The following is a 21,637-nucleotide window of genomic DNA, read 5'->3' as shown; positions in this document are numbered from 1 at the left end:
ATTGACGAATTACGATGCAACAAGATAGCGAAACTTTCTGGGACAGGCAGCGGGAGACACAACCCGCCGATCAACGCCAGGCCTTGATCTTTGATCGCATCAAATATCAGCTGAACTATGTCTACGAGCGGATTCCGTTTTACCGCCAACTCTATGATGCCCACGGTGTGCACCCTGAAGCGATAAAAGATCTCAACGACTTCACAACCAAGGTGCCCATTGTCACCAAGGCCATGCTGCGACAGTCGCAGCGCGACCACCCCCCCTTCGGTAACTATCTGGGCGTTGACTTTTCCCAGGTCAAACGGATTCAGGCTACCTCGGGAACCACCGGTCAACCTACGCTGTTTGCCATAAGCGGGGAGGATTGGGAACATGTATCCGAGGCCCAGGCGATGCAGTGCTGGGCTGCCGGATTGAGGCCATCGGATATCGTACAGATCGTATTTCCTCTCAGCCTCTATGTCGGTGGCTGGGGGTTGCTTGGAGCGGCTGAACGCATCGGTGCCAAGGTTCTGCCGATGGCGGGGGGTAACACCGAACGCCAGATAGCCATGTTGCAACAGGTGGGCGCCAGCGTGATTTGTGGGACGCCTTCGTTTTGTCTGCATATCCTGGAGACTGCCCGCGGAATGGGAATAGAGTTGGCATCGAGCCGGTTGCGCCTGGGATTTTTCGGCGGTGAACCGGGAGCCAGCATTCCCAGTGTCAAGCAACGACTCGAGTCGGGATTTGGCATACGCGCCATCGATTTCGGTAATGTCGCGGAACTTCATCCCTGTTCCAACATGGAGTGCTCTCACGGAAGCGGCATGCATGTCTATCAGGATGTGGATTACACCGAAGTGGTCAACCCGCAAGACCCGAATCAATCCTATGGCTATAACCGTAGAGGGGCCGTTGTCTACACCCATCTGTGGCGCAAATCACAACCCATGATCCGCTATTTTCCCGGTGATGAAACCCTCATGACCGATGAGCCCTGCGCCTGTGGTCGTACCTATCCCCGCATGCCTCACGGCATTATCGGGCGTCTTGACGATATGATCATCGTGCGTGGCGTCAAGTTCTATCCGGGCGACGTTGAAGAGCTGCTGCGAGGGTTGGATGGTATGGGAACCGAGTTCAGGATTATTCTTGAACGCCAGGGTGAACTGGATCAGGTCCGAATCGAGGCTGAGTGTGATACGACGGTAAATAGTGATCTTTTCAGGGCTAAAGCCGAACACAAGCTACAGAGTGGATTGGGCATGCGGGTGACTGTCATGCCAAAGGAACAGGGCTATTTTCCTCTTACACAATTCAAGGCGCGCCGGGTGATAGATCGCAGGCCGAGGCATGAGCAATGAGCGAAATCATAAACAACAAGCCACTGGTGATCATCGGTAGCGGTGGGCATGCCTGCTGTGTCAAGGAGGTGGCCCAACTTGCCGGCTTCAGCGCCATCGGATTTATTGACCGTACCCGCAGCAAAGGGGAGAACATCAATCAGCTTCCGATATTGGGTGGAGACGAATTGCTGCATGACATCAGCTTTATCAGTGGGCACCTTTTCGCGGTCGGTATCGGTAGTCCGGTCGCGCGCCGGCGATATGGCGAACTGTTGATGAAGAAACAGGCCGACTGCCCGGCAATCGTCAATCCGTCCTCATATGTCTCGCCTCATGCAATATTGGGTAACGGGGTGTTGCTGATGGGTATGAATGCAGTCAATCATGGTGCAAGGCTTGATGATTTTGTCGCCCTGGATTGGCAAGTCACGATCGGACATGGCGCCCACCTGGGCAGTGCGGTGTTCGCGGGTCCGGGAAGCCGGGTCGCCGGCGATGTGATCTGCGGCGAGGAAACCTATTTGGGCCTTGGATGCCAGATTATTGAACGGGTAAGGATCGGTCGCGGCAGTCTCATCGGTGCGGGTTCAACCGTTACACGCGATATTCCCGAGCGTATGGTTGCAGTGGGCTCCCCCGCCAAGGCGATTCGTCAGCATAGTGAAGAGGAAGTCGACTTGGGGCCGCAGTTCTAGGGCCTGTTAACACTAATCCAATACGCCCTGCTGGGGCTGTTTTCGTGCCCAGCAAGGCAGAATGAGTGTGGTGTAGTTATTCTACATGAGCGAATGATAACGCCGCTGGGGGCGAAAACAGCCCCAGCCCTTCGGGTTGTGCCTGAAAAAGCGCCACTCGGCGTTGCTCGTCATTCATTTGGAATAACCAAACTTCTCTCCTCGCGCCTTGATTGGCGCTTTTTCAGGCACAACAGGGTGCATTGGATTAGTGTTAACAGGCCCTAGAATCCGGCCTGCTGTTTACGTAGATAGAGGGTGTCGCCCATGGTGAACGACAGGTCGAACATATCGCTATGCAAGAGTTCGTCACCAGCCTTCTTCGGACCGTCGCCGAAAACCCAGACATAGTCATCCAGCAGCAGCCAGCCTCCGGGCATAACATAAGGCGTCCAGGCATCGATATCCTGACGGACATGGTCGTAATCGTGGTTGCCGTCGATATGGAGCAGTGAGATCTTTCCTGTTACAGCGATGGTGCCGAGTTGGGGACTCATCAGCGTACCTTCCATGGCTGCCTGTCTGTAGTGATCGATCGCCTTGGCCGAACTGTCGCGAATATAACCTGCGTTAGTCAGCAGTGAGATATTGCTGATATAGACCCTAAATATCTGCTCGAAATCGATAGCTTCCAAATCCCTGTTCAAAATCTCCGCCTGCCGGCCTTGTGCCTCAATTGCCTGGTTCGACCAGGGATCGATACTGATCAGGTTTCCAAGCTCATAACGCTCAGCCAGCCAGGCAAGGGCAAACGCGGAGCGACCGGCGAGTGAACCGATCTCGACCAGGTCCCCTTGTGGCAGGACCCTTGCGAGCTGCGCAAATGCGGTGAGTTTATCCAGGTCGCATTGACCAGGTATATGTAGGAACTGCTTGTGAAGAGCCGCATACTCTCCAGGTTTCAGCGCAGGCTTTACACTTCCTTTTGAGTCGCTGAGCTGTTGAGGAAAGGGATCGGCAACGGCTGAATCGGCCCATGCGTAACCGGCAGCCGCATCCTGCCAGATCACCTGGTAGGGCGCGGGTTGGCAGAGGTGGAAGCGGGATTGGGCTGCCTGTTTTTCCTGCAGCTCTTTAAGTATTGTCCACACCCCGGGATGGGACGTATGAACATGGGTAATGCCATGTGTCTCCAGGCAGGCCTCGAAGGCTTGGAAAAAATCCGGATCTGAAATATAGGGCAGATGGATCAGCTCATCCAGTCTTGGATCGGCAATCTGATGTTCAACTGATGTGGCGCCGACGAGCCTGACCCCCAAGGCATGTCCGACAGAAAGAAACGGTGTCGTTGCATCCATATCGACCGGAAAAACTAGCAGAGTGATCGCCGCTGTAGTGTTCAAGGGTCAATCGCTTGGCTTGAGGGACGCGACTTCCTTGTCCGCCAGGAATTGCAGCTGTTGCCAAAGGGTTTCAGGGAGTGGCACGCTACCCTCACTCAGCAGCGCCTTTTTTCTCGCCTCGCCATGACCACCGGGGATATTTTGCCACTCCTGATGGTTGGCGATGCGTTCAATGACCGCCCCGACAGCGTCGGCATGCATGCCCGGTATCCTTTGGGGATCACATGCCAGTAGCACCAGACCGCCCTTGGCGGTTTCACCGGTGAACAGCGTGGTCAACATCTCAATCGCCAGGGTCAGGGCATATTGTCGTCGTTGCAGGCCGCTGTCGAGAGTCTGGATGATTTTGCCGTTGAATCTGCCATGTTCATCGAACAGCTGCTTGAGATCCGCGGCAGGCTCACCCTTGGAAGTCGTCAGCATGACATCCTTCAGATCACCCTCAAAGCCGGACAATATTGCCAGTATCTGGCCAAATGTTATCGGAGCCGGCGAGACATCGGCGATAAAGGCCGGTTTATCTTCAAAGGTAGGCAAGGCAATGGCCAGGGGGTTGGTGCCAAGCAGTGGCTGACCATCTTTGTGCAGCGACACCAGCGGCGGACTGGTGGCGAAACCAACGGCAACAAACCCTGCCTCAGCCAATGGCCTCAGATAGTCACCCACTACTCCGGTGGGGAAGGCATCGATGCAGGCCACGGCCGCAAAGGGCTGCTCGTCCAGCATACGCATCAATTGCCGTTGTCCTTCACGCGCCGCCAAATAACCTAAGCTCTGCTGACACCTGAGATGCAGCAGCCAGGGTAGCAGCTGTACCGCTTCCGGGGGTTGGTGCTGAAACCGGCCAAGCTTCTCTCTTAACCAGGGTATACGCACTACACCGTGAGAGTGTTTCCCCCTGAGTTCGGCATCCAGCAGTTGTGCAGCCGCTTCGTCAACCGCCGTGGCGGGTGTGATAAATTGCCTAAGCGCCAGATGACAGATTCGTTCAACCTCGGACACAGGCACATTCGCTACCTGCTGGGGTTGAGTCTCAGCAATCAAGTCGATCCTCGCTGTTGATCCGTCAACAACCCTTCGAGATTTTCGACGAAGGCCGCCAGGTTTCTGCTGCTTTCACCGCTTGCGGCTGACAAGGCCTGTTGCAGTCCACTGCAACGGTCGCTGTATACAGGGCCGGTCACACTATCGAGCTTGGCGTCATCGAATATGGTCTTCACCAGACTGGCACCGAAAAGTGAGGAGCCGGTAAGATCCGCATCCGTAAGCACAGCCTGGTTCAATCGAGCATAAACCATCAAAGCGCCGCGTAGATTGGCGCCACTTAAATTTCCGGCAATATAGGACTGGACCAGAGTTGTCTCGGAGAGATCAGCCTGCATCATCGACATCGATTTAGGCGGATCTCCGGTAATCATGGCGCGGTAGAGATAGGCATTGCGTAAATTCGCAAAAGAGAGGTTGCAATCCCGGAAATGGGCGCATCGTGCGGTAAAGCGGGTCATATTCGCGTGTTGAAAAGAGGATTCCCGCGCTGCCAGATTCTCCCCGGTTGCCCCGCTGAAGTCAGTACGGTCCGCCATACAGTTGGTGAGGAGCGCACCGTCAAGCTTGCTGCCGCTGAAACGGGCATTTTCAAAACTGACATTCATCAACCGGGCATGTTCAAGGTCTGCCGTTGTAAAGTCGGAGGAGGGCATGGAGACCGCAGAGATATCGGCCTCACGAGCGGCCAGGCTCTTCGCATTCAGTCCGGAGAGCGTACAACTGCGGATCCTCAACCCGGGCAGGTTGGCTTGAGAGAGTGACAAGCCCTCGGTATCGAGGAGACGCTGTAAGGTAAAGGCTTCGCCGCTGGCCTCATTAAGCGTGGCGCCCCGCATGTCGCATTTGGTGATCGTGAGTTGCGAGACCTGGGCCGCAGTCAGATCGGCGCCGCCCAGGTGGCACTCGTTTATGGTTGAACCCTGCAGGTTACTGCGCACAAACCGCGTATTGTCCATGATGCACTGGTAGAAGGTGGTACCGGCAATGGCGGAACCGGAGAGATCCACGCCGGTCATGAAACAGCCATGGAAAAGACTCCCTGTGGCATCCGTGAGGTCACGCATGTCCGCATCGGTGAAATCGCAGACCTGAGCGGCAAATGCGTGCATATAGACGCCTCGCATGTTGGCGCGTTTGAGCAGGGTTCTCTCCATGCCCGCGCAAACGATGGTTGCACCGGACAGATTCGCACCGCTCAGATCAGTGCCGTGCAGGACCGCCCGGTTGAGAACCGCGAGGCGCAGGTCGAAACCGGAGAGGTCGAGTCCACGCAGATCGGCTTCGCGCAGTACCATACCGCGACCTGTACGCGCTATCAGTTTATCCGTATAGGCTTGAACCTCGTTTATTGCCTTGCCGCGATCATCGGCATTGGCCCAACGCCGCAATCGCGATACGGTATCGATTTCAGGGATCGTCGCCTCGATTGAATCAACATTGTCTGACATATTCATAGCTTCTGGATTCTCCTAATTGAACAACTATTAGTCGAGGTGATCGTTTATGAGCCTTGATTATTAGCCTCTTTGCTGTTGGCTCCATACAGCAACTGCCAGCCTTTCATAAGGGCCGCTTCTATATTTTCCGCATGCCGCTCATAGTCCATGATAGACGAGTTTTCCACTTCCTTACGCAATGTTCTGCGAATTGAAACAAGACTCTCCTTGTCCCTTGCCAAAGAGAGTGCAATCTCAATGTAGCTGTCGAAATCCTTGGCTATCCATTGCTGTCTGTCTATCGCCGATAGAATCCGTGTCGAGAGGTTGCTGGCCACGGACTTACCGGCACGCGAGACCAGAGGCAGCCCCATAAGCAGTGAATTGAAGGAGGTGGTTTGTCCATGATAAGGATAGGGATCCAATGCAATATCGACTTCATTATGGGAAAGTAGGTAGTCGTCGAGCGGCAGTCTTGGGTGGAGTATAACGGATGACTTATCTACATTGAACTTGGCGAAAATATCATGGACATGATCCCTCATCAGTTCGTTTTGATAGTCGTCTATAACCAGCCTGATTTTGGAACCGGGTAGGTTATGCAACAGCCTTGCCCAGATTTCCATAATCGAAATATCTATTTTTCTCAAGCCATTGAACGAGCCGAAGGTGACATGTCCGTTTTTTACGCACGGTGGCTCCACCAGCGCCGGGAACTCAAAAAGCGGTTTATAGAGTGTTAGATTTTCGATCGGTAACAGCTGCACCCCGATACTGCTTTTTGGTCCGTTTGTTGAGTGGTTGGGTTATCGTTTTGACTTCGCTGTAAATCGCGGATTGATCGTCGTAGGTGTATAACAGCTGTACGATGTAATTCTGCTTTGCGATTAAATTGCCGGGATCGATCTCCATCGCCTTTTTCATACAGGTCAGTGCATCGTCCTGTCTGCCCTGGTGAGAGAGGGCGTGCCCCAGGTTGATGTAGACCTCGACGGTTTCGTAGCCCTGTGTCAGGCAATGATCCAATGCCTGAATTGCCTCTTCATATCTGGCCTGAAGTATGTAGAGTCTGCTCAATCCCACATAGGCAACAAATGCTTGTGGGTTAATATTGATCAGGTTTGCATAGTAGATTTCCGCCTTTGTGTAGTCATGAGAGACGTTGGTGTAGAATTTACCGAGCATGTAGTACATGCGCTCATCAGCACAACCTGACATCTCTGCGAGTTTGTAAGACTTCTCCGCATCGGTGTATAGGCCTTTTCGTTCCAGCGCCACACCACACATGACATACCAGCAAGGTTGAGCATGACCGCTTGACACCGCTTGTCTGAGATTGATCAGGGCCTCATCCAGCCTGTCCTGAAGCAGTAGTGTTTCACCGAGCAGATAGAGTGCGTGCGGATTTTTCGGCTCTTTTCTCAACACCCGGGTAAGGAGTTTATGGGCATCACCAAGCTTGCCTTGACGAAGTTTCTTTTCAGCATTTTGGAGAGTGTTTGACATGGTTCGCAAACTGGCTCGGTAATATTGGGGGCGCATTGTTAATCGATAGTAGTGTAACAGGCTGCATACCGCTCTCTCATCTTAAATGGGCGCAACCAGAAAAATGTTATTTAAGTATATATTATTATCTATATTAATTAATAATATATCAACGAAAATTAATCTTATTTATAAGATTGAATTCGATAGTGGCATGTTAAATTAACGATCGAAAATCAACTTCCGGGTAAACAGAGCCGGATGCCGTATCGAGTGATGTGCGATGAACACTCGGGCACTTCAGATCATCCATAGACAGGATCTATAAATCGGGTACTGTAAAGTTGCAAATATCTATTTGAGTTATTAATAATTAGCTTATATATAAAATACGATGGTTAGATTTTTCTGCCAGATGCATCACTTTTCAGGTACGCACAGATACAGATCAAGGAGAGTGAAAATGAAAAAGCTAGCACAAGCTGCAATCACGGCCACATTAATCGCGACGTCCACCACTGCTTTCGCCTGGTGGGGCGGACCTGGCTGGGGAGGCCCGGGCTGGGGCCATCGTGGCTGGGATGATAACTGGTTCGGTGATGGATGGGGAGACGGCTATTTCAATTTCGGTTTCAGTGGCAGTGCCCGCGGTTCCGGTTATGGTCGGGGGTGGAACAGATATCGCGACTACTATGGTCCCTGGTGGGGCGGCCCGTATGGCTACCCATACTATGGGTACGGCTATCCTTATGCCGCCCCGGTTGCACCCGCTACACCGTCCGGGAGCACAGAAAAATAGGGCTCTGACTTAAGCCGGCGTAAAACCCTCATTCCGGTTGAGACGGCAGCCATTCGGCTGCCGTTTTTCAGCGTCGATCCGGCACAGGAACGCCAATACGGATGGAAGGATATTGCAAGAATCGTCGTATGATCACTACACTTACCTCACGATTTCAACATGCTGTAACAGACAGCGGTATAAATTTCTGGACCCGTTTGAGAGCGATCAATTGTCAGGAATCGGTATTCAATCACATAGACAATAAAGAGTCGGAAACAAATGAAAAGGATCATAATCTGCGCAGATGGCACCTGGAACATCAGAGATCAGCTGGACAAAAAGACAGGACGGCGTCATCCAACCAATGTAACCAAAATTGCACGTGCCATAAAACCAAAGGCCGGTGACGGCACATCACAGATAGTCTATTACCATGAAGGGGTGGGAACCAACGGACCTCTGGATAAGGTTACCGGCGGGGCATTCGGCAAGGGCATGGAAGAGAATATCCGCAACATGTACCGATTCATCGTCTACAATTACGAACCCGGCGATGAGCTCTATCTCTTTGGCTTCAGTCGTGGCGCATTTACGGTAAGAAGTCTTGCCGGTTTTATGAACCTGATCGGCCTGATCGAAAAAGACGACGACTATTATGTACCGGAAATGTACCTCTGTTATGAAAAAAGCAAAGGTCCCGACTCGGCGGAGTGGGAAAAGGCGTTTCGTAATGTAGAAAACGTACGCCCATGCCCGCCGATAAAACTAGTCGGAGTGTGGGATACCGTCGGTGCACTTGGCGCTCCTGGAGTGATTGGACAGATTTTCAACAGGAAAAAATATCAATATCACGATATTGAGCTCAATCCGAACATAGAAAATGCCATACATGCCATGTCGATCGATGAACGTCGTAAACCATTCAAGCCTTCGATATGGAAACGTCCCTTATCTTGGCAGGGTGAGGTGCAGCAGGCCTGGTTTGCCGGTGTGCACAGCAATGTGGGCGGTAGCTACTCTCCCGATGGTCTGGCCAATGAGGCTCTCCACTGGGTGGTTGAAAAGTCGGAGGCGTTGGGTCTTGAATGCGATCACGACTATCTTGCCCATTTCCTGCCTTGTTTCAACTCCGTGCTTAACGACTCAATGACCATTCCCTATCGTGTGATGGGACCATTCGAGCGTCAGATCGGCAATCATGTTAACGATGGCGAGGTGCTACATCAATCGGTGCTGGATCGCATGCATCTGGCAAAATGCAATTATGCGCCATCCAATCTGAAGGCTTATAGCGGGAATCGGTTGGATATTCCGGTAGTGAATACGACGCGTATCGATCGTGGTGAACCCTGTCCGGACCTGTAAAGACTGCACCATACCTGCAATGAACAGGTTTCTTTCTACGACGGGATTTGATTCCAATGACCACCGTTACGCACCAGCTCTTCGATGACTGCCGCTTCCACCGGACGGCTAAAGAAGTAACCCTGTCCTCGTTGACAGCCGTTGCGTAACAGACATTGCCACTGTTCACGGCTCTCGATTCCCTCGGCCAGGGCTCGTTTGTTGAGGTTCTTGGCGAGCTCAATGGTGGTCAGTACGATCTGTTCATCATCCTGTTCGGTTACAACGCCGTCGACGAAGGACTTATCGATCTTCAGGGTATCCACCGGCAGGTTCTTCAGGCGGCTGAGGGAGGAGTAGCCGGTGCCGAAGTCATCCAGACTTAACCCGATACCCAGGTCATGGAGTCGTTGCAGTCGTTCGATAACAACAGGGGAGGCGTGCAGTGTGGCCCCCTCGGTGATTTCGAGGACTAGCATCGAAGCGGGGATTTGTGCATCCTCCAGGGCCTGCAGTACGCTGCTTTCCAGATCCTCACGCTGCAGTTGCAGGGTCGACAGATTGACTGCAACCCTAAGTTCCATCCCCATGCCGAACCACTGAGCCATCTGTCGACAGGCGGTTTGCAAAACCCAACGGCCGATGGGAAGAATCAGGCCGCACTCTTCCGCCACAGGGATGAACTCTACCGGCGATACATCCCCCAGAGTGGCCGATCTCAGCCTCAACAAGGCTTCAACTGCCAGTATCTTTCCATCGTTAAGGTCCACAATAGGCTGGTATACCAGGCGGAACTCCTGTTTGATCAAGGCTTGGTTGAGCCCTGTCTCCAACATATGACGGTGTTGAATACGCTGGGCTAGATCGCCGGCATACAATGCATAAGTGTCCCGGCCGTCTCCCTTGGCGGTATACATGGCCGCATCAGCGTTTTTCAATAATTCCACTCTATCATTGGCATCCTCCGGAAACAGGCTGATGCCGATACTGGCCTTGATATAGTAAGTGCTGCCTTCCATAAGGAAAGGGTCATGCATGACGTCAAGTACCCGCTGGGCCAGTGCTGTGGCATTCAGGGCCAGTTGTCTGGTGATATCCTCTACCTCCTTTTCCTTGATTACCGGTACCATAAGAATCAGAAACTCATCACCGCCTTGACGCGCCACTAAGTCCGGCTGACGTATCTCATGACGCAGACGTCTTGCCACCTGTCTCAGCAGCTCGTCTCCGGTGGTGTGTCCGGCACTATCATTGATCACACCGAAGTTATCCAGGTCGAGGAAGAGCAGGGCGAGGCCGTGGCCGTAACGCCGCGCATTGGCCAGGGCGTTGTCCACTGCCTCCAGGAAAGCAACACGGTTGGGCAGGTCGGTGAGGCTGTCGTGATGGGCCAGGTATTCGATACGCTGCAGGCTCTGCTTTTGTTCGCTAATGTCCTGAAAGGCCACCACACCACCCACCACGCGGGTCTGCTCAAAGAGGGGAGTGGCGATATAGGAGATTGGCAGGGCGATACGGTCACGGTTCATGAACTGATCGTCCCGGCTCGAATGAGACTCTCCGCTATGCAGTACCCCCAGCATGGGACACTCATCCTCTCGACAAGGCTCACCGTTGTCCTTCAGATAGTGAATAAATCCATGAACAGACTTGCCCAGTAGCTCATTCTCCTTCCAGCCCAATAAATGCTCAGCCGCAGGGTTGAGGAAGGTCAGGCGACCCATTGCGTCGAAGCCCAACAGACCCTCACCCAGCGCTCCGATAACGGAGCGGTTGTAGCTGTTTGCCTTGGCGAGGGATTGTATTGACTGCTGGCGGTCTTCCAAGTGACGGTGCGCCCGCCGGGTATAGAAACCGATACCCAGCAGACCGCATACCCATATACCGCCATGCGTTGTGCCGATCAGCAGCAGTTGTTCGCTGCTATCCCTGCGATAGGGCGCCATAGGTATGGCGATGGAGACGCCACCACGGATATCGCCCACCTTGTAACCGTGCTGTTCATGACACTTCAGACATCGCTGTTTGGTAACCATGGGGCGCATCATGCGTAGGGTGGGTTGTCCGCGGAAACCGACAATTTGCGCAACCTCATCCGATTCCTTGGTAAAGGTTTTGAGGATTGATCGTTCCCAATCGTCTGGCTCATTCTCATCATGTAACGGGTCCAGACTGGTAATGTGGATATAGTCGTTGTGCATCCGGCTGAAGCGCTCATTGATCTGCCGGATCATATAGGCCGGGTTCATCAGTGTGAGTTTCTGGCCGGCATCAGTGGTTACATCCCGATGCGGCAGGTTTTTCAGGTAGGGATTGGGTTGTGTGTGTTCGGAAATCTTCACGTAGACACCACCCTGAGTGGCGCCCCACTGGCGTACTGACTGATCCTTTTGGAAGTAGGCCCTGGCGACCCCGAGCGCAGTGGCAAACTCCCGGTTTCTCTGATCGTATATTGTCCATGTGAAAATGCCGGCAATCATCAGTGTCCAGGCAACGATGGCGATCAGGGTGTATTTGCGTAAGGACTCTAGCGCTGAGGTAAACCCGCTCTGAAGGTCGGCTTTGGACTCTGTTGTGGCTGGGGTCACCGTGGATCCTCCGGGGATATACGAATGTCACTCCTTCTGACATTTTTGATGCTCAAAATAACGGCACTGGTTAGAAAAAGTTTAGTTTTTTGTTTGGTTTTTAGTGTGGAAAGATAGTGTTTGACTCATCGCCGAATCCAAGATGATTCTTTCCTGGAATGTAAGTCGTTACACCAAACATGAGTTGGTCCAAAGGCTGTTCTGGTGTGGTGGTGTTGAGCAGGAAAACGAAAGCTTTAAAGTCTTATCAATTTGCAGGAATTTAAAAAACCAAATACTATATAATTATTGTTTAATAACAACATGATATACATCAAAATTAATGTTTATTAATAAGTATGGAATAACCGTATATTTAAGGATTGAACTACCAAAGAAACATATGACCAATTGTTTTTTTAGAGGAGATATTTATTTTTATTGAGAATAGGGTAAATGCTGTAAGCGGAATGCTGACATTATGCGTCATATTGGCCTACACGGTGACGACCCTGTTTCTGCCTTCTCGCTTAGCCTGATAGAGTGCACTGTCGGCTCGTTCCAGGATATTGGAATAGCTAATGTCGTCAGGATCTATTTCGCTGACGCCTATACTTACGGTTATGGCGATTGGACCACGACCGGAATCGAACGGTTGTTCCCTGACATCCTGGCAAATCCGTTCAGCCAACTGACGGGCCCCCTCTATATTGGTCTCCGGCAGCAGCATGACAAACTCTTCACCACCATATCGAGCCAGCAGGTCTTCGGTTCTGGTCGAATTGAGACAGATACTTGCGTTATGCTTCAGCACTTCGTCACCAATGCTGTGACCGTACGAGTCATTGATTTCCTTGAAATTGTCCAGATCGATCATGAGGATCGAGTAATCGCGGTTGAATCTGTATGCGCGTTTAAACTCCATTTCTGCGGTCTTTTGCAACTCGCGGCGGTTGGAGAGTCCTGTCAACTCGTCCGTAGTGGCGTGTTGCTGCAATTTGATGGAAGCAAATTTCTTCTTTACGGCCTTTTTTGCGAATACACCACTGATAAGTCCGATAGTAATGAATTGCAGTAGGTAGATGATCGTCGAGATGTGTATCGGTATTGATGAGAGGTCGTTCAGGCGATCCTTTGAAATATAGGAGACATAGATCCAGTAAAGATCCTGCCTTTTTGGTTGATCTGCATCAGGACGTAACTGAATATTCTCAACTGATCCAAGACCGGCACGATTCAATGGGTAGGCTCTCTGGAAGATGTATAATCCGCTATCTGTGGTGACTGAGCCGCTTTTGTTGTTTTCTATGGCTTTCCAGACTTCTGGTTGCTCAGAGGAGAAGGTCTCTTCACTGCCGTACATGAAACCCCAAAGGTTTTCATCATCTACACCCATCAGCCAATATCCATCATTGTTGAGCATGATCGTTTCACCTGCAAGGGTATTGAATATATCTTCAATCTTTTCCAGCAGTTCAGCAGGCGTGTAATTGATAATCAGAATCCCGCGGTTTGTTCCGTAGCCATCGTAGACTGGCGTGGCGAAACGGATGGTTGGTACAATCGGTTCTTCGATGACACCCTGTTCCATATTCAGGTCCAATGGCGAAATATATATTTCACCCTGACTGAATGTAATCGCCTCTTTGAAATAGTAGCGGTCACTCTTGTCCTGAAGTTGGGACTTTGGCACGATATTCGGTTCTTCATTTTTGTTGTTTACCCTAACGACTTCCTTGCCATCGATATCCATCAGGCGTATTTGTACATACTTTGGTTTGCGCCTGGCTAAGAGTGAAAACTCCCGGGTCACCTGTGTCCAGGTCTGTATATTGTCGTTATGAAGATATTTTCTCATTATCTCGCCTTCGGCCAATACCAACAGGTCTGATAACTTTTGTTTAAACAACGTGGATGTCAGCGCACTTGCACTCTTCAAGGCAGATTCTTCGCGGATCTTGATCGTCTGCAGCTCATATTTTTGCGTCTGGTTGGAGAAAATATAGAAAATACCGCAAAACAACACAGAGGCTGGTATGAAAACCTGCAAAAAGTAGACGAGGAGGGCTCTTTTCATAGAAACCTCATTACTCCACTCTGACTTGGAATCACTATCTTGATCCATACCTGGTTCCTATGTTTTATCTGCGGTCTTTCCAGGCCAATGAGGATCGTATTGATTCTATTCTGGAGATATAGGTTGCAGTGCAGACCCTGGATGAGCGGGTAGATCCTGACCGCATCACCCTCTCATTTCTGACGGTGCTGTTTTCTGTGTAAAGGTTTTCACCATAGGGGAGGGCGGTGCTTTCGCCTTTGCCGGTGGCGGCGGTCATTTTCATCAGTATTTGAATGAAGCGCGATGAGTGGCGCATATTTCTTCTCTCAATAACGGTCAATTTATATATCGATGGTTAACACCTCCGTGTTTTTATACATCCGCATGTTTCAGGTTAAGTTTCAATCACGATTGGTAAATAACACCTTAATAGTGTTGTCTGAAAGGTTGATGGGAACCGGCGAATTCGAATAACGCTATATGAAACTCTCAATCTGCCGGATTGACAATCAAGCTGCTTTGAATGACCTAAGCTCGCTTTTGTTTTGTTGGCGCCAAGATTACCCCCATGACTTCGAGTGACTTGCTCAGCATGTCATCGATAAGCGGTGATATTTGTTCTGGGGTTAGTCCGGTGGCGTCCCAAACGTTTGGTTCGATGGCCCAGAACATCTCCTCCACTGAATGCCCTGACATTTCGCCACGAGCGATAGCCAGGGCAATATGGACTATGGCCACATCCATTTCCGGCTCAGTTGCATGTGAAGGGCGATGGTGGTTTTTAGCGACGGAGATCAGGTTTTCAGGCAGATGCCAGGATTGCATCAGTGCGGCGCCCACATCCATATGATTGAATCCAAGAACCTGGTCTTCGATCTCGGCAAGAATCCAATCATCGCCACCTGTAATCTCCAGAATATCCATCGCTTTATCGGGGAGGGTCAGATAGATCACCAGCCGTCCCACATCATGAAGCATACCGGCAACAAAAAGCCGCTCACTGTGTAGCGCATTGCTCAGCTGGGCCAAGATCTGCGAGAGGACACCGGTTGTGACTGCATGGCGCCAAAAATCATCCATGTTGACCAGCTTCTCCGGGATACCGGTAAAAGCTCTGATTGCGGTTGTGGCCAATACAAGGTTACGCAGTTCATTGGTGCCGGCGATGGTGACTGCTCTGGAGATGGTGTCGACTTTGGATCTCAGACCATAAAACGGGCTGTTGACCAGCCTTAGCAGCCTGGCGGATATATCAACGTCGGTAGAGATGATTTCAGCAAGTTTGGTAGAAGAGCAGTGAGGCTGCTCCATTAACTGGTTCACCTGAATAAATACATCAGGAAGCGATACCAGTTGATCGATATCTTCAACAAGTTCATTTGGGGTCACAGCAACAACACATCCTAATCATTGACCGGGGCTTAGATAGCCAACGGTATTAAAATAATCCAGGTCGTTTATTAATAATCACTTCAGTTGTGATTCCTTATCCTTAGGATGAGTTATTTTGTACTCCTATTTAGGGATGCAATTTAACAATTATTCACACTAAGAAATCATCGCCAATTTGATGTCTTGTGAAATAAATTAGAACTGGTTCACACTATTATCTCTTTACGACAACTTTTATTCTCTTAATTCAGGAATACTATGATGCTCGTCACACTTTCAGGTGTTACTTGCATAATCATCGATAAATTAAGAATTATTAGTACTCACCTTACGGTACATCCCTTATCTATTCAGGTAACACTCTGAAAACCATATTAGATACTTTACTGTTTCTCAGGCAGCTGTTGGATACTCTAAAAAGGTTATTCTCCATTTCGAACTCGGTCGACCACACGGCATCGCAAATGACATGGCTATCCGGCTCAAGACCAAACGCTCTCGCGACCTCTGCTATTCTGATTGTGATGTGAGAATCACCGCGAGAGCGGGCAGGATTTATATAGTTTTCCTTGCAATATGATCTGATCGTATCTTTTGAAACTGACATGTACAAGGTGAGTTTTGTTTGGCCACTATATGCAACAGAGGAGTGGAGGGTCTGCGATTTTATCTCCTATGTCAAGCGTCGTACTTTCACGACAAAGGTTTTATACATAATTTAGAATTTTTCTAATTCTCAATGCGTAAATAATTATGACGAATTAACAAACATCGACGGATACGATTGATTGAGATAATCCACTTTATGAAAATTTGAGTTAAATAATAATCTCTGCAAGAGCATCATACTGATGTTTAACTTAGCAATAACTACTAAGTGTTTTAGATTAATAATTAGAATAACTCTAAACAGTAGTGCAGCTGTCATATTCCTGGTGTTCTCCTGGAATGAAGCTGAGTCGAAAATCAAAAGGTTTTTTGTTATTGACAATCAAGAGGTATTAGAGGGTGTAGAGAAATTCGTCTACCAGCACATTGAGCGGTGTGAGTGTGAACTGAATGAATTAGTTGAATTATAAAGTAGCCGAATTTTATGTACAGGAAGAGGACTGCGTAATCAGCAGGAAAATAAGTGACATAAAAAATCTAAGAGACAATAGATGTAAATCTGGCAAATAAAGATAAATCAAATACGGAACAGGAATAGGTATATTAGTGCATATTCTGGGGAGAGTATCTGAGTCATATAGTCCGCTACATGTATCAATAAAATAATTCAAAATAACAAGGAGATAGAATAATAATAGAGATATAACATTAATAATATAGTGGAAGCGCCTCTTACTTGGCGGCCTTATGAGAAAAGATGCATAATGTATATTATGTTAAATTATATAAATCCGTTAGATTAACATTATTATGGATGTGGACGTCCAAGTATCTTTGTAAATAAAGTTGTAACCAGCCAGCGCACTACTCTTTCACCCTCACACTAATCTTCTCCGACATTAGCACCGGATCTTTCGGTTCATGATCTTTGTCTCCTAGAAGTAGTTGTAACGTGTGGGTACCCGGCAGTAGATCCACTACCGCTTCCGTCTCTCCATTGTCGAAATGGATATGGTGTTCATCCCGAGGAATAGGACTGTCATGATTTGCGTGATCGATACATCCCGCTTTCCAATGGCAGGCAGGTGCATGGGTAATCCCCCCGAAAAATAACGGGGTTCAAAAGTAGAATTTTCCAATTATGATTACGAAAAGGAGAATCTACAATGAAGAAGTCTCGCTACAGCGAATCCCAGATCATATCGATCCTGAAAGAGGCCGAGGCCGGTATTCCGGTCGCTGAGCTGTGCCGCAAGCACGGTATGAGTGATGCCACTTTTTACAATTGGCGCGCCAAGTATGGCGGCATGGACGTATCGATGATGAAGCGGATGAAGGAACTGGAGGCGGAGAACCGGCGCCTGAAGAAGATGTATGCAGAAGAACGGCTCAAGGCCGAGATCCGCAAGGAGGCCCTTGAGGGAAAGTACTAAGGCCATCTCAACGACGAGAGATGGCCAAGCACGCTTTGTCGAAGCACAGGCTGAGTATCCGCCTGACCTGCGAGATTTTTGGTATCAGCGAGACCTGCTACCGTTACCAGCCGAAGCTATCGGGTGACAATGCCCATATCACGGACTGGCTACTTCGCCTCACAACAGCCAATCGCACCTGGGGCTTTGGCCTGTGTTTTCTGTATCTGCGCAATGTGAAGGGCTACGGCTACAATCACAAGCGCGTTTATCGCATCTACCGTGAGCTGGAGTTGAATCTGAGGATCAAGCCGAAGCGACGATTGAAGCGAGACAAGCCTGATGAGTTATCAGTGCCCCGGCAGATCAACGAAGTCTGGTCGATGGATTTTATGCATGATCGGCTGATAGATGGTCGAAGCTTTCGGACCTTTAACGTGATCGATGATTACAACCGGGAAGGCTTGGGGATTGAAGTTGATCTTTCATTGCCGGCACTCAGAGTCATCCGTACCCTGGGTCGCATCATTGAGTGGCGCGGCAAACCCAAGGTTATTCGCTGTGATAATGGACCGGAATACTTGAGTAGCCAGCTCGTTGAATGGGCCAACAGGCATCGGATTCAGTTGCAGTATATTCAGCCGGGTAAGCCACAGCAGAACGCTTATGTGGAACGATTCAATCGGACAGTTCGACATGAGTGGCTGGATCAACATTTATTTGAATCGATTACCCATGCACAGGATACTGCCACCCGGTGGTTATGGCGCTACAATAATGATCGACCAAACATGGCACTAGGTGGAATCACCCCGGTACAGAAGCTGGCTCAGACCGCTTAACAGTGACTACTTTTGAGTCCCATTATTAATGGGGGGATTACCCATGCTGCCTGGGCAGAAGTCCGGCACAAGCTATTCTCCAGAATGATGAATAGATCAGAGGTTGCTGATTAACTTGATACTCAAGTAGTGGTATTCACAGATTGTGAATGGAAATGAGTTATCTTCAATCTGGGTCAACTCACGAGATTGAATATACATTTCCTACACAAGATGACATTCAAGGATTAGAATAGAACCATCCTCTTCATAGATCTCGCTTTCTATGAGCGATTTGGCTGCTTGTTGTATAGAAAATCGGTGCTTTGCCACAGATTTCATTGGGTCATCTTCTAAAACGCCGAACGTGTCTTGTAAGGTCTTCTGCGAGATTCGGCAAAGCACACGCTGTTTGTTATATTGCGCGGCAACGGTGGCTACTTTTGTCACACTATTCCAACACTCAAGCTGAGGAAAGGAAATTCCGGTGTCTCCTGAGCTGATTGTTCGGCGGTGATTGCTGAATTTCATATCAAACCCTTTTCATTGGTGTAATTCGAAGTCTCTGTGACTATAGTTTGATAGATTAATAAGAGTCAACGTGCGCGTATATCATCAAAGAGTGATTTGGTCTCTTTTTTAGTCTTTTTCGCAGCTCGCTTCTCACGCAGCGTCATGCTTGGTTTCTTTTTCGCCTCTTTATTGCTTAGACGATTCTTGCTCATGGATACACCTCATTATACTCAATGTGGTCCAGCTCTCTCTGTACCGAGACGGTAAACCACGTTTCAAGGTAAGCGACCTTTGGCGCATGCTGCAATCAATTTCCTGCTCTTAGAAGATTTGTATGTGGTGCTGTTTTGTTTGTGAGTGGTGATAAGCAGTTATGCTATTTGAGTCAGAACGCCCGCTCAGTATTTTCACAACCTGGTCAGTCTATCCACGAATCCCCGTATAGCTCCTTGCCTGAATCATTGAGAATGTAGAAGCGGGATTCGCCGCTCCTGTTGGCATTTTTGCAAGCATCCACTGCTTTACTGAATTGAGGGAACTGTTTGATTTGGATTTGGCGATATAAAGATAAGGATCCGGAAAGTATGTGGTTTAGGATCAACTTTTCTGACTTCATTAGACGATACATTACTGTTTCCTTATGTTGTGCTAGGGCAAGATCCTTTGCAATTACAGGGAGAGGAGTATTTCTCAGTATAGTTGAAGTTATGCCGGTTAACTTTTCTATTATTCAGATGTAATCTTGGTAGTGTCTACTTATTAACCAGGTTTGCAATACGGTTGCCCTGTGAAACTGGACCACCTGGGAAAAGCCGGTACAGATATTCGCTGCCGCCAAGGGCGGAGAATTGCTCATTGAGGGCATTTTCCAAAGTTAGGGATTTTATTGGACTGCCATGGTTAAGATAGTATCTGCGTAGATATACGATCACAGCCCAGTGTTCGTCGGTTAGTTGAATCCCTTCAGTTTGCGCCAAGTCAACAGATTTATTCCGGTCCCAGCTCTGGTCGGCCAGTTCTACGAAACGTATCGCAGTTTCACGATGGGATGTTTCGTTGTTTTGAGTATTTTTTGTGAATTGATTCACTGGGTTCTCCTGAGTTTAACTCAGCAAGCAGCATGACGTACTTTTCTTACTAAAAGCAGGCTATTGCAACACATTGGTTGATCGATCAGAGTCTGCGAGAAATCAGTATGATGAGAAATAGTCAGAGTGGTTACAGACAATGGTATTCGCTCTACTATCCTCTCATTGTGGCTATCAAGCAAATTAACTGAGTTAATGAAGCGGGCTCTCCCCTACTCGCTCGATCAAACGATATATAAGGATTTTACTCATCTTTGCTGAATACAAACCATTGTTTCCAGATGGATCTTTATCACTAAATAGAAAGGGATCTTTACTTTGTTTTCATATATACTCTTCATTAGTTAGATAATCTTACCCCGACCGCGACCTCCTTCCTGAGATCCCTCTCCACCAGTCGTTGGTAATCACTTCTAATCCCGGCTTTTATTGATTCCATATCAATGGGATTTGGCATCAATACACACTGACTGAACTGAGAATGGCTCATGAATATTAATAGATGCCCAAATTCCATTAGAATTCATTATCTGATGGTCATCTTGTTTGTCGCATTAGTTCCCTACCGAGCACTTGCCTTGGAAAGTTCTCTCGAGTTACCAGCAAATGCAAGTGCATTAAAATATGGTAATGGATGGAAATGTGATCAAGGCTATCGAGAAGTGAATAAGCGCTGTATTGCCATCAAGATACCCGCTAACGCATACCTGACACACAAGTCCTACGGACAAGGCTGGGAATGTAAATGGGGATATCGAGAACTAGATAAATCCTGTGTTGCCATCAAGGTACCCGTAAACGGATATCTGACTGACTCAACACACGGACCTGGCTGGTTATGCAACCGTGGATACAAACAAGCTAAACAGGCCTGTGTTACGATCAATGTACCCCAGCACGGATATTTGACTGACTCCTCAAGTGGACCCAGTTGGAAGTGCGAACGTGGGTATAGAGCGGTCGGTAAGGATTGTGTAGCGATCAAAGTGCCAGCCAACGGATACTTGACAGACTCTTCGTATGGGCCTAGTTGGAAGTGCGAACGTGGGTATAGAGCGGTCGGTAAGGATTGTGTAGCGATCAAAGTGCCAGCCAACGGATACTTGACAGACTCTTTGTATGGGCCTGGTTGGAAGTGCGATCGAGGGTACATAGAGAAGAAAGATCAGTGTTTTGCTGTAGAAATGCCTACAGAAGCTCATCTTGATTATACCGGCACGAATTGGGTATGTAATCGTCCTTACCAAGTGAAACAGGATAAATGTGTGCTGCCCTGATTCGATCTAATATCAGCAATAACAGATTCTATACAGCGTGGTGGTTATCTATAAAATGAAATATAACTTTTCCCAGAACATAAGCAGATGAAATTACTTATACCAAGAATCACTGACAAGACAAAACGAAAGGATATGAGGGATTTTGCCAACAGAGTTCTCGAAAAGTGGATTCGCCTCCCTTTCTCTTCACAACCAAGAATTGTCAGCTGCAAAATTATATCTATCACCAATAATGTGGGTGTGATTCAACGTCATGGTTTGATTAATGTATTACCTGATGACGCAGCGTTGAGGATCATTCGGAAATTAAACGGTGCGTACCTCAAAGGGAAGCGCGTTGGTGTAAAACAATACTACGGCATCCCAAAAGAATCTGATCCCTATCTAACCTGACT

General features: G+C 48.9%; 18 protein-coding genes. 6 read left to right on the top strand and 12 right to left on the bottom strand.

Features of this window, described 5'->3' with window-relative positions; genetic code table 11:
* Positions 1 to 14: 14 nt before the first annotated feature.
* Both AB8516_RS03360 and AB8516_RS03355 read left to right on the top strand, forming a co-directional pair.
* Positions 15 to 1,349, top strand: coding sequence for a phenylacetate--CoA ligase family protein (locus tag AB8516_RS03360; RefSeq protein ID WP_369158067.1), 1,335 nt, complete (start codon positions 15 to 17; stop codon positions 1,347 to 1,349).
* Entirely contained in the window at positions 1,346 to 2,026 is a 681-nt protein-coding gene (locus AB8516_RS03355) for a NeuD/PglB/VioB family sugar acetyltransferase (protein ID WP_369158065.1), read from the top strand. The genes AB8516_RS03360 and AB8516_RS03355 overlap by 4 nt, the downstream gene beginning before the upstream one ends.
* A gap of 263 nt (positions 2,027 to 2,289) precedes the next feature.
* On the opposite strand, the gene AB8516_RS03350 is transcribed toward AB8516_RS03355, so the two are convergent.
* Genes AB8516_RS03350 through AB8516_RS03330 form a run of 5 tightly spaced genes read right to left on the bottom strand, consistent with a single transcriptional unit; the run spans position 2,290 to position 7,397 of the window.
* A complete protein-coding gene (locus AB8516_RS03350; protein WP_369158063.1) occupies positions 2,290 to 3,408 on the bottom strand; it encodes a class I SAM-dependent methyltransferase in 1,119 nt (372 codons plus the stop codon).
* 3 nt (positions 3,409 to 3,411) lie between these two features.
* Complete coding sequence (locus tag AB8516_RS03345) at positions 3,412 to 4,452, bottom strand: Ldh family oxidoreductase (RefSeq protein WP_369158061.1); 1,041 nt, start codon at positions 4,450 to 4,452, stop codon at positions 3,412 to 3,414.
* Positions 4,449 to 5,909, bottom strand: a complete 1,461-nt coding sequence (locus AB8516_RS03340; RefSeq protein ID WP_108340398.1) for a pentapeptide repeat-containing protein — start codon at positions 5,907 to 5,909, stop codon at positions 4,449 to 4,451. The genes AB8516_RS03345 and AB8516_RS03340 overlap by 4 nt, the downstream gene beginning before the upstream one ends.
* A 47-nt stretch (positions 5,910 to 5,956) precedes the next feature.
* Positions 5,957 to 6,658, bottom strand: a complete 702-nt coding sequence (locus AB8516_RS03335; protein WP_369158058.1) for a hypothetical protein — start codon at positions 6,656 to 6,658, stop codon at positions 5,957 to 5,959.
* Entirely contained in the window at positions 6,621 to 7,397 is a 777-nt protein-coding gene (locus AB8516_RS03330) for a tetratricopeptide repeat protein (protein WP_369158056.1), read from the bottom strand. The genes AB8516_RS03335 and AB8516_RS03330 overlap by 38 nt, the downstream gene beginning before the upstream one ends.
* Positions 7,398 to 7,839: 442 nt before the next feature.
* Between AB8516_RS03330 and AB8516_RS03325 the strand changes: the two genes are divergently transcribed.
* Positions 7,840 to 8,175: a sulfur globule family protein gene (locus AB8516_RS03325; RefSeq protein WP_369158054.1), complete on the top strand. Its 336-nt coding sequence runs from the start codon at positions 7,840 to 7,842 to the stop codon at positions 8,173 to 8,175.
* 261 nt (positions 8,176 to 8,436) lie between these two features.
* Positions 8,437 to 9,522: a DUF2235 domain-containing protein gene (locus tag AB8516_RS03320; RefSeq protein WP_369158052.1), complete on the top strand. Its 1,086-nt coding sequence runs from the start codon at positions 8,437 to 8,439 to the stop codon at positions 9,520 to 9,522.
* A 35-nt stretch (positions 9,523 to 9,557) separates the two neighbouring features.
* Here AB8516_RS03320 and AB8516_RS03315 read toward each other — a convergent pair whose 3' ends face one another.
* The 4 genes from AB8516_RS03315 to AB8516_RS03300 form a co-directional block, all read right to left on the bottom strand.
* On the bottom strand, positions 9,558 to 12,089 hold the full coding sequence (locus AB8516_RS03315) for an EAL domain-containing protein (RefSeq protein ID WP_369158050.1): 2,532 nt from the start codon (positions 12,087 to 12,089) through the stop codon (positions 9,558 to 9,560).
* A gap of 475 nt (positions 12,090 to 12,564) precedes the next feature.
* Positions 12,565 to 14,145 (bottom strand): diguanylate cyclase, encoded by a 1,581-nt coding sequence (locus tag AB8516_RS03310; protein WP_369158048.1) that lies wholly within the window; start codon positions 14,143 to 14,145, stop codon positions 12,565 to 12,567.
* Positions 14,146 to 14,655: 510 nt separating this feature from the next.
* Positions 14,656 to 15,516, bottom strand: a complete 861-nt coding sequence (locus AB8516_RS03305; RefSeq protein ID WP_369158046.1) for an HDOD domain-containing protein — start codon at positions 15,514 to 15,516, stop codon at positions 14,656 to 14,658.
* A 1,476-nt stretch (positions 15,517 to 16,992) separates the two neighbouring features.
* Positions 16,993 to 17,187: a DUF4399 domain-containing protein gene (locus AB8516_RS03300; protein WP_369163223.1), complete on the bottom strand. Its 195-nt coding sequence runs from the start codon at positions 17,185 to 17,187 to the stop codon at positions 16,993 to 16,995.
* 107 nt (positions 17,188 to 17,294) lie between these two features.
* Between AB8516_RS03300 and AB8516_RS03295 the strand changes: the two genes are divergently transcribed.
* Positions 17,295 to 18,382, top strand: a protein-coding gene (locus AB8516_RS03295) for an IS3 family transposase (protein ID WP_369157530.1) whose coding sequence is annotated in 2 segments (ribosomal slippage) — positions 17,295 to 17,556 and positions 17,556 to 18,382 — 1,089 coding nt in all. Because the reading frame shifts where the segments join, the coding sequence is not laid out codon by codon here.
* Between the two features lie 204 nt (positions 18,383 to 18,586).
* Here the strand turns inward: AB8516_RS03295 and AB8516_RS03290 are convergent.
* From AB8516_RS03290 to AB8516_RS03280, 3 genes are all read right to left on the bottom strand, one after another.
* A complete protein-coding gene (locus AB8516_RS03290) occupies positions 18,587 to 18,892 on the bottom strand; it encodes a DUF1488 domain-containing protein (RefSeq protein ID WP_369158044.1) in 306 nt (101 codons plus the stop codon).
* A gap of 65 nt (positions 18,893 to 18,957) precedes the next feature.
* A complete protein-coding gene (locus tag AB8516_RS03285) occupies positions 18,958 to 19,086 on the bottom strand; it encodes a hypothetical protein (protein WP_369158042.1) in 129 nt (42 codons plus the stop codon).
* Between the two features lie 540 nt (positions 19,087 to 19,626).
* Positions 19,627 to 19,962, bottom strand: coding sequence for a TusE/DsrC/DsvC family sulfur relay protein (locus AB8516_RS03280; RefSeq protein WP_369158040.1), 336 nt, complete (start codon positions 19,960 to 19,962; stop codon positions 19,627 to 19,629).
* A gap of 1,364 nt (positions 19,963 to 21,326) precedes the next feature.
* On the opposite strand from AB8516_RS03280, the gene AB8516_RS03275 reads away from it, so the two are divergent.
* Positions 21,327 to 21,635 (top strand): hypothetical protein, encoded by a 309-nt coding sequence (locus tag AB8516_RS03275; protein ID WP_369158038.1) that lies wholly within the window; start codon positions 21,327 to 21,329, stop codon positions 21,633 to 21,635.
* Positions 21,636 to 21,637: the final 2 nt, after the last annotated feature.

The sequence above is a fragment of the Candidatus Thiodiazotropha sp. LNASS1 genome (genome assembly GCF_964212655.1).
Classification (GTDB): Bacteria; Pseudomonadota; Gammaproteobacteria; order Chromatiales; family Chromatiaceae; genus Thiodiazotropha.
The sequence above is the reverse complement of the archived record's forward strand: the minus strand, read 5'-3'. Positions and strand labels throughout refer to the sequence as shown.

Excerpts from the sequence above, each read along its gene's own strand:
- AB8516_RS03360 (WP_369158067.1), top strand. The coding sequence starts at position 15 with ATGCAACAAGATAGCGAAACTTTCTGGGACAGGCAGCGGGAGACACAA.
- AB8516_RS03355 (WP_369158065.1), top strand. The coding sequence starts at position 1,346 with ATGAGCGAAATCATAAACAACAAGCCACTGGTGATCATCGGTAGCGGT.
- AB8516_RS03340 (WP_108340398.1), bottom strand. The coding sequence starts at position 5,909 with ATGAATATGTCAGACAATGTTGATTCAATCGAGGCGACGATCCCTGAA.
- AB8516_RS03330 (WP_369158056.1), bottom strand. The coding sequence starts at position 7,397 with ATGTCAAACACTCTCCAAAATGCTGAAAAGAAACTTCGTCAAGGCAAG.
- AB8516_RS03325 (WP_369158054.1), top strand. The coding sequence starts at position 7,840 with ATGAAAAAGCTAGCACAAGCTGCAATCACGGCCACATTAATCGCGACG.
- AB8516_RS03320 (WP_369158052.1), top strand. The coding sequence starts at position 8,437 with ATGAAAAGGATCATAATCTGCGCAGATGGCACCTGGAACATCAGAGAT.
- AB8516_RS03310 (WP_369158048.1), bottom strand. The coding sequence starts at position 14,145 with ATGAAAAGAGCCCTCCTCGTCTACTTTTTGCAGGTTTTCATACCAGCC.
- AB8516_RS03290 (WP_369158044.1), bottom strand. The coding sequence starts at position 18,892 with ATGAAATTCAGCAATCACCGCCGAACAATCAGCTCAGGAGACACCGGA.
- AB8516_RS03285 (WP_369158042.1), bottom strand. The coding sequence starts at position 19,086 with ATGAGCAAGAATCGTCTAAGCAATAAAGAGGCGAAAAAGAAACCAAGC.
- AB8516_RS03275 (WP_369158038.1), top strand. The coding sequence starts at position 21,327 with ATGAAATTACTTATACCAAGAATCACTGACAAGACAAAACGAAAGGAT.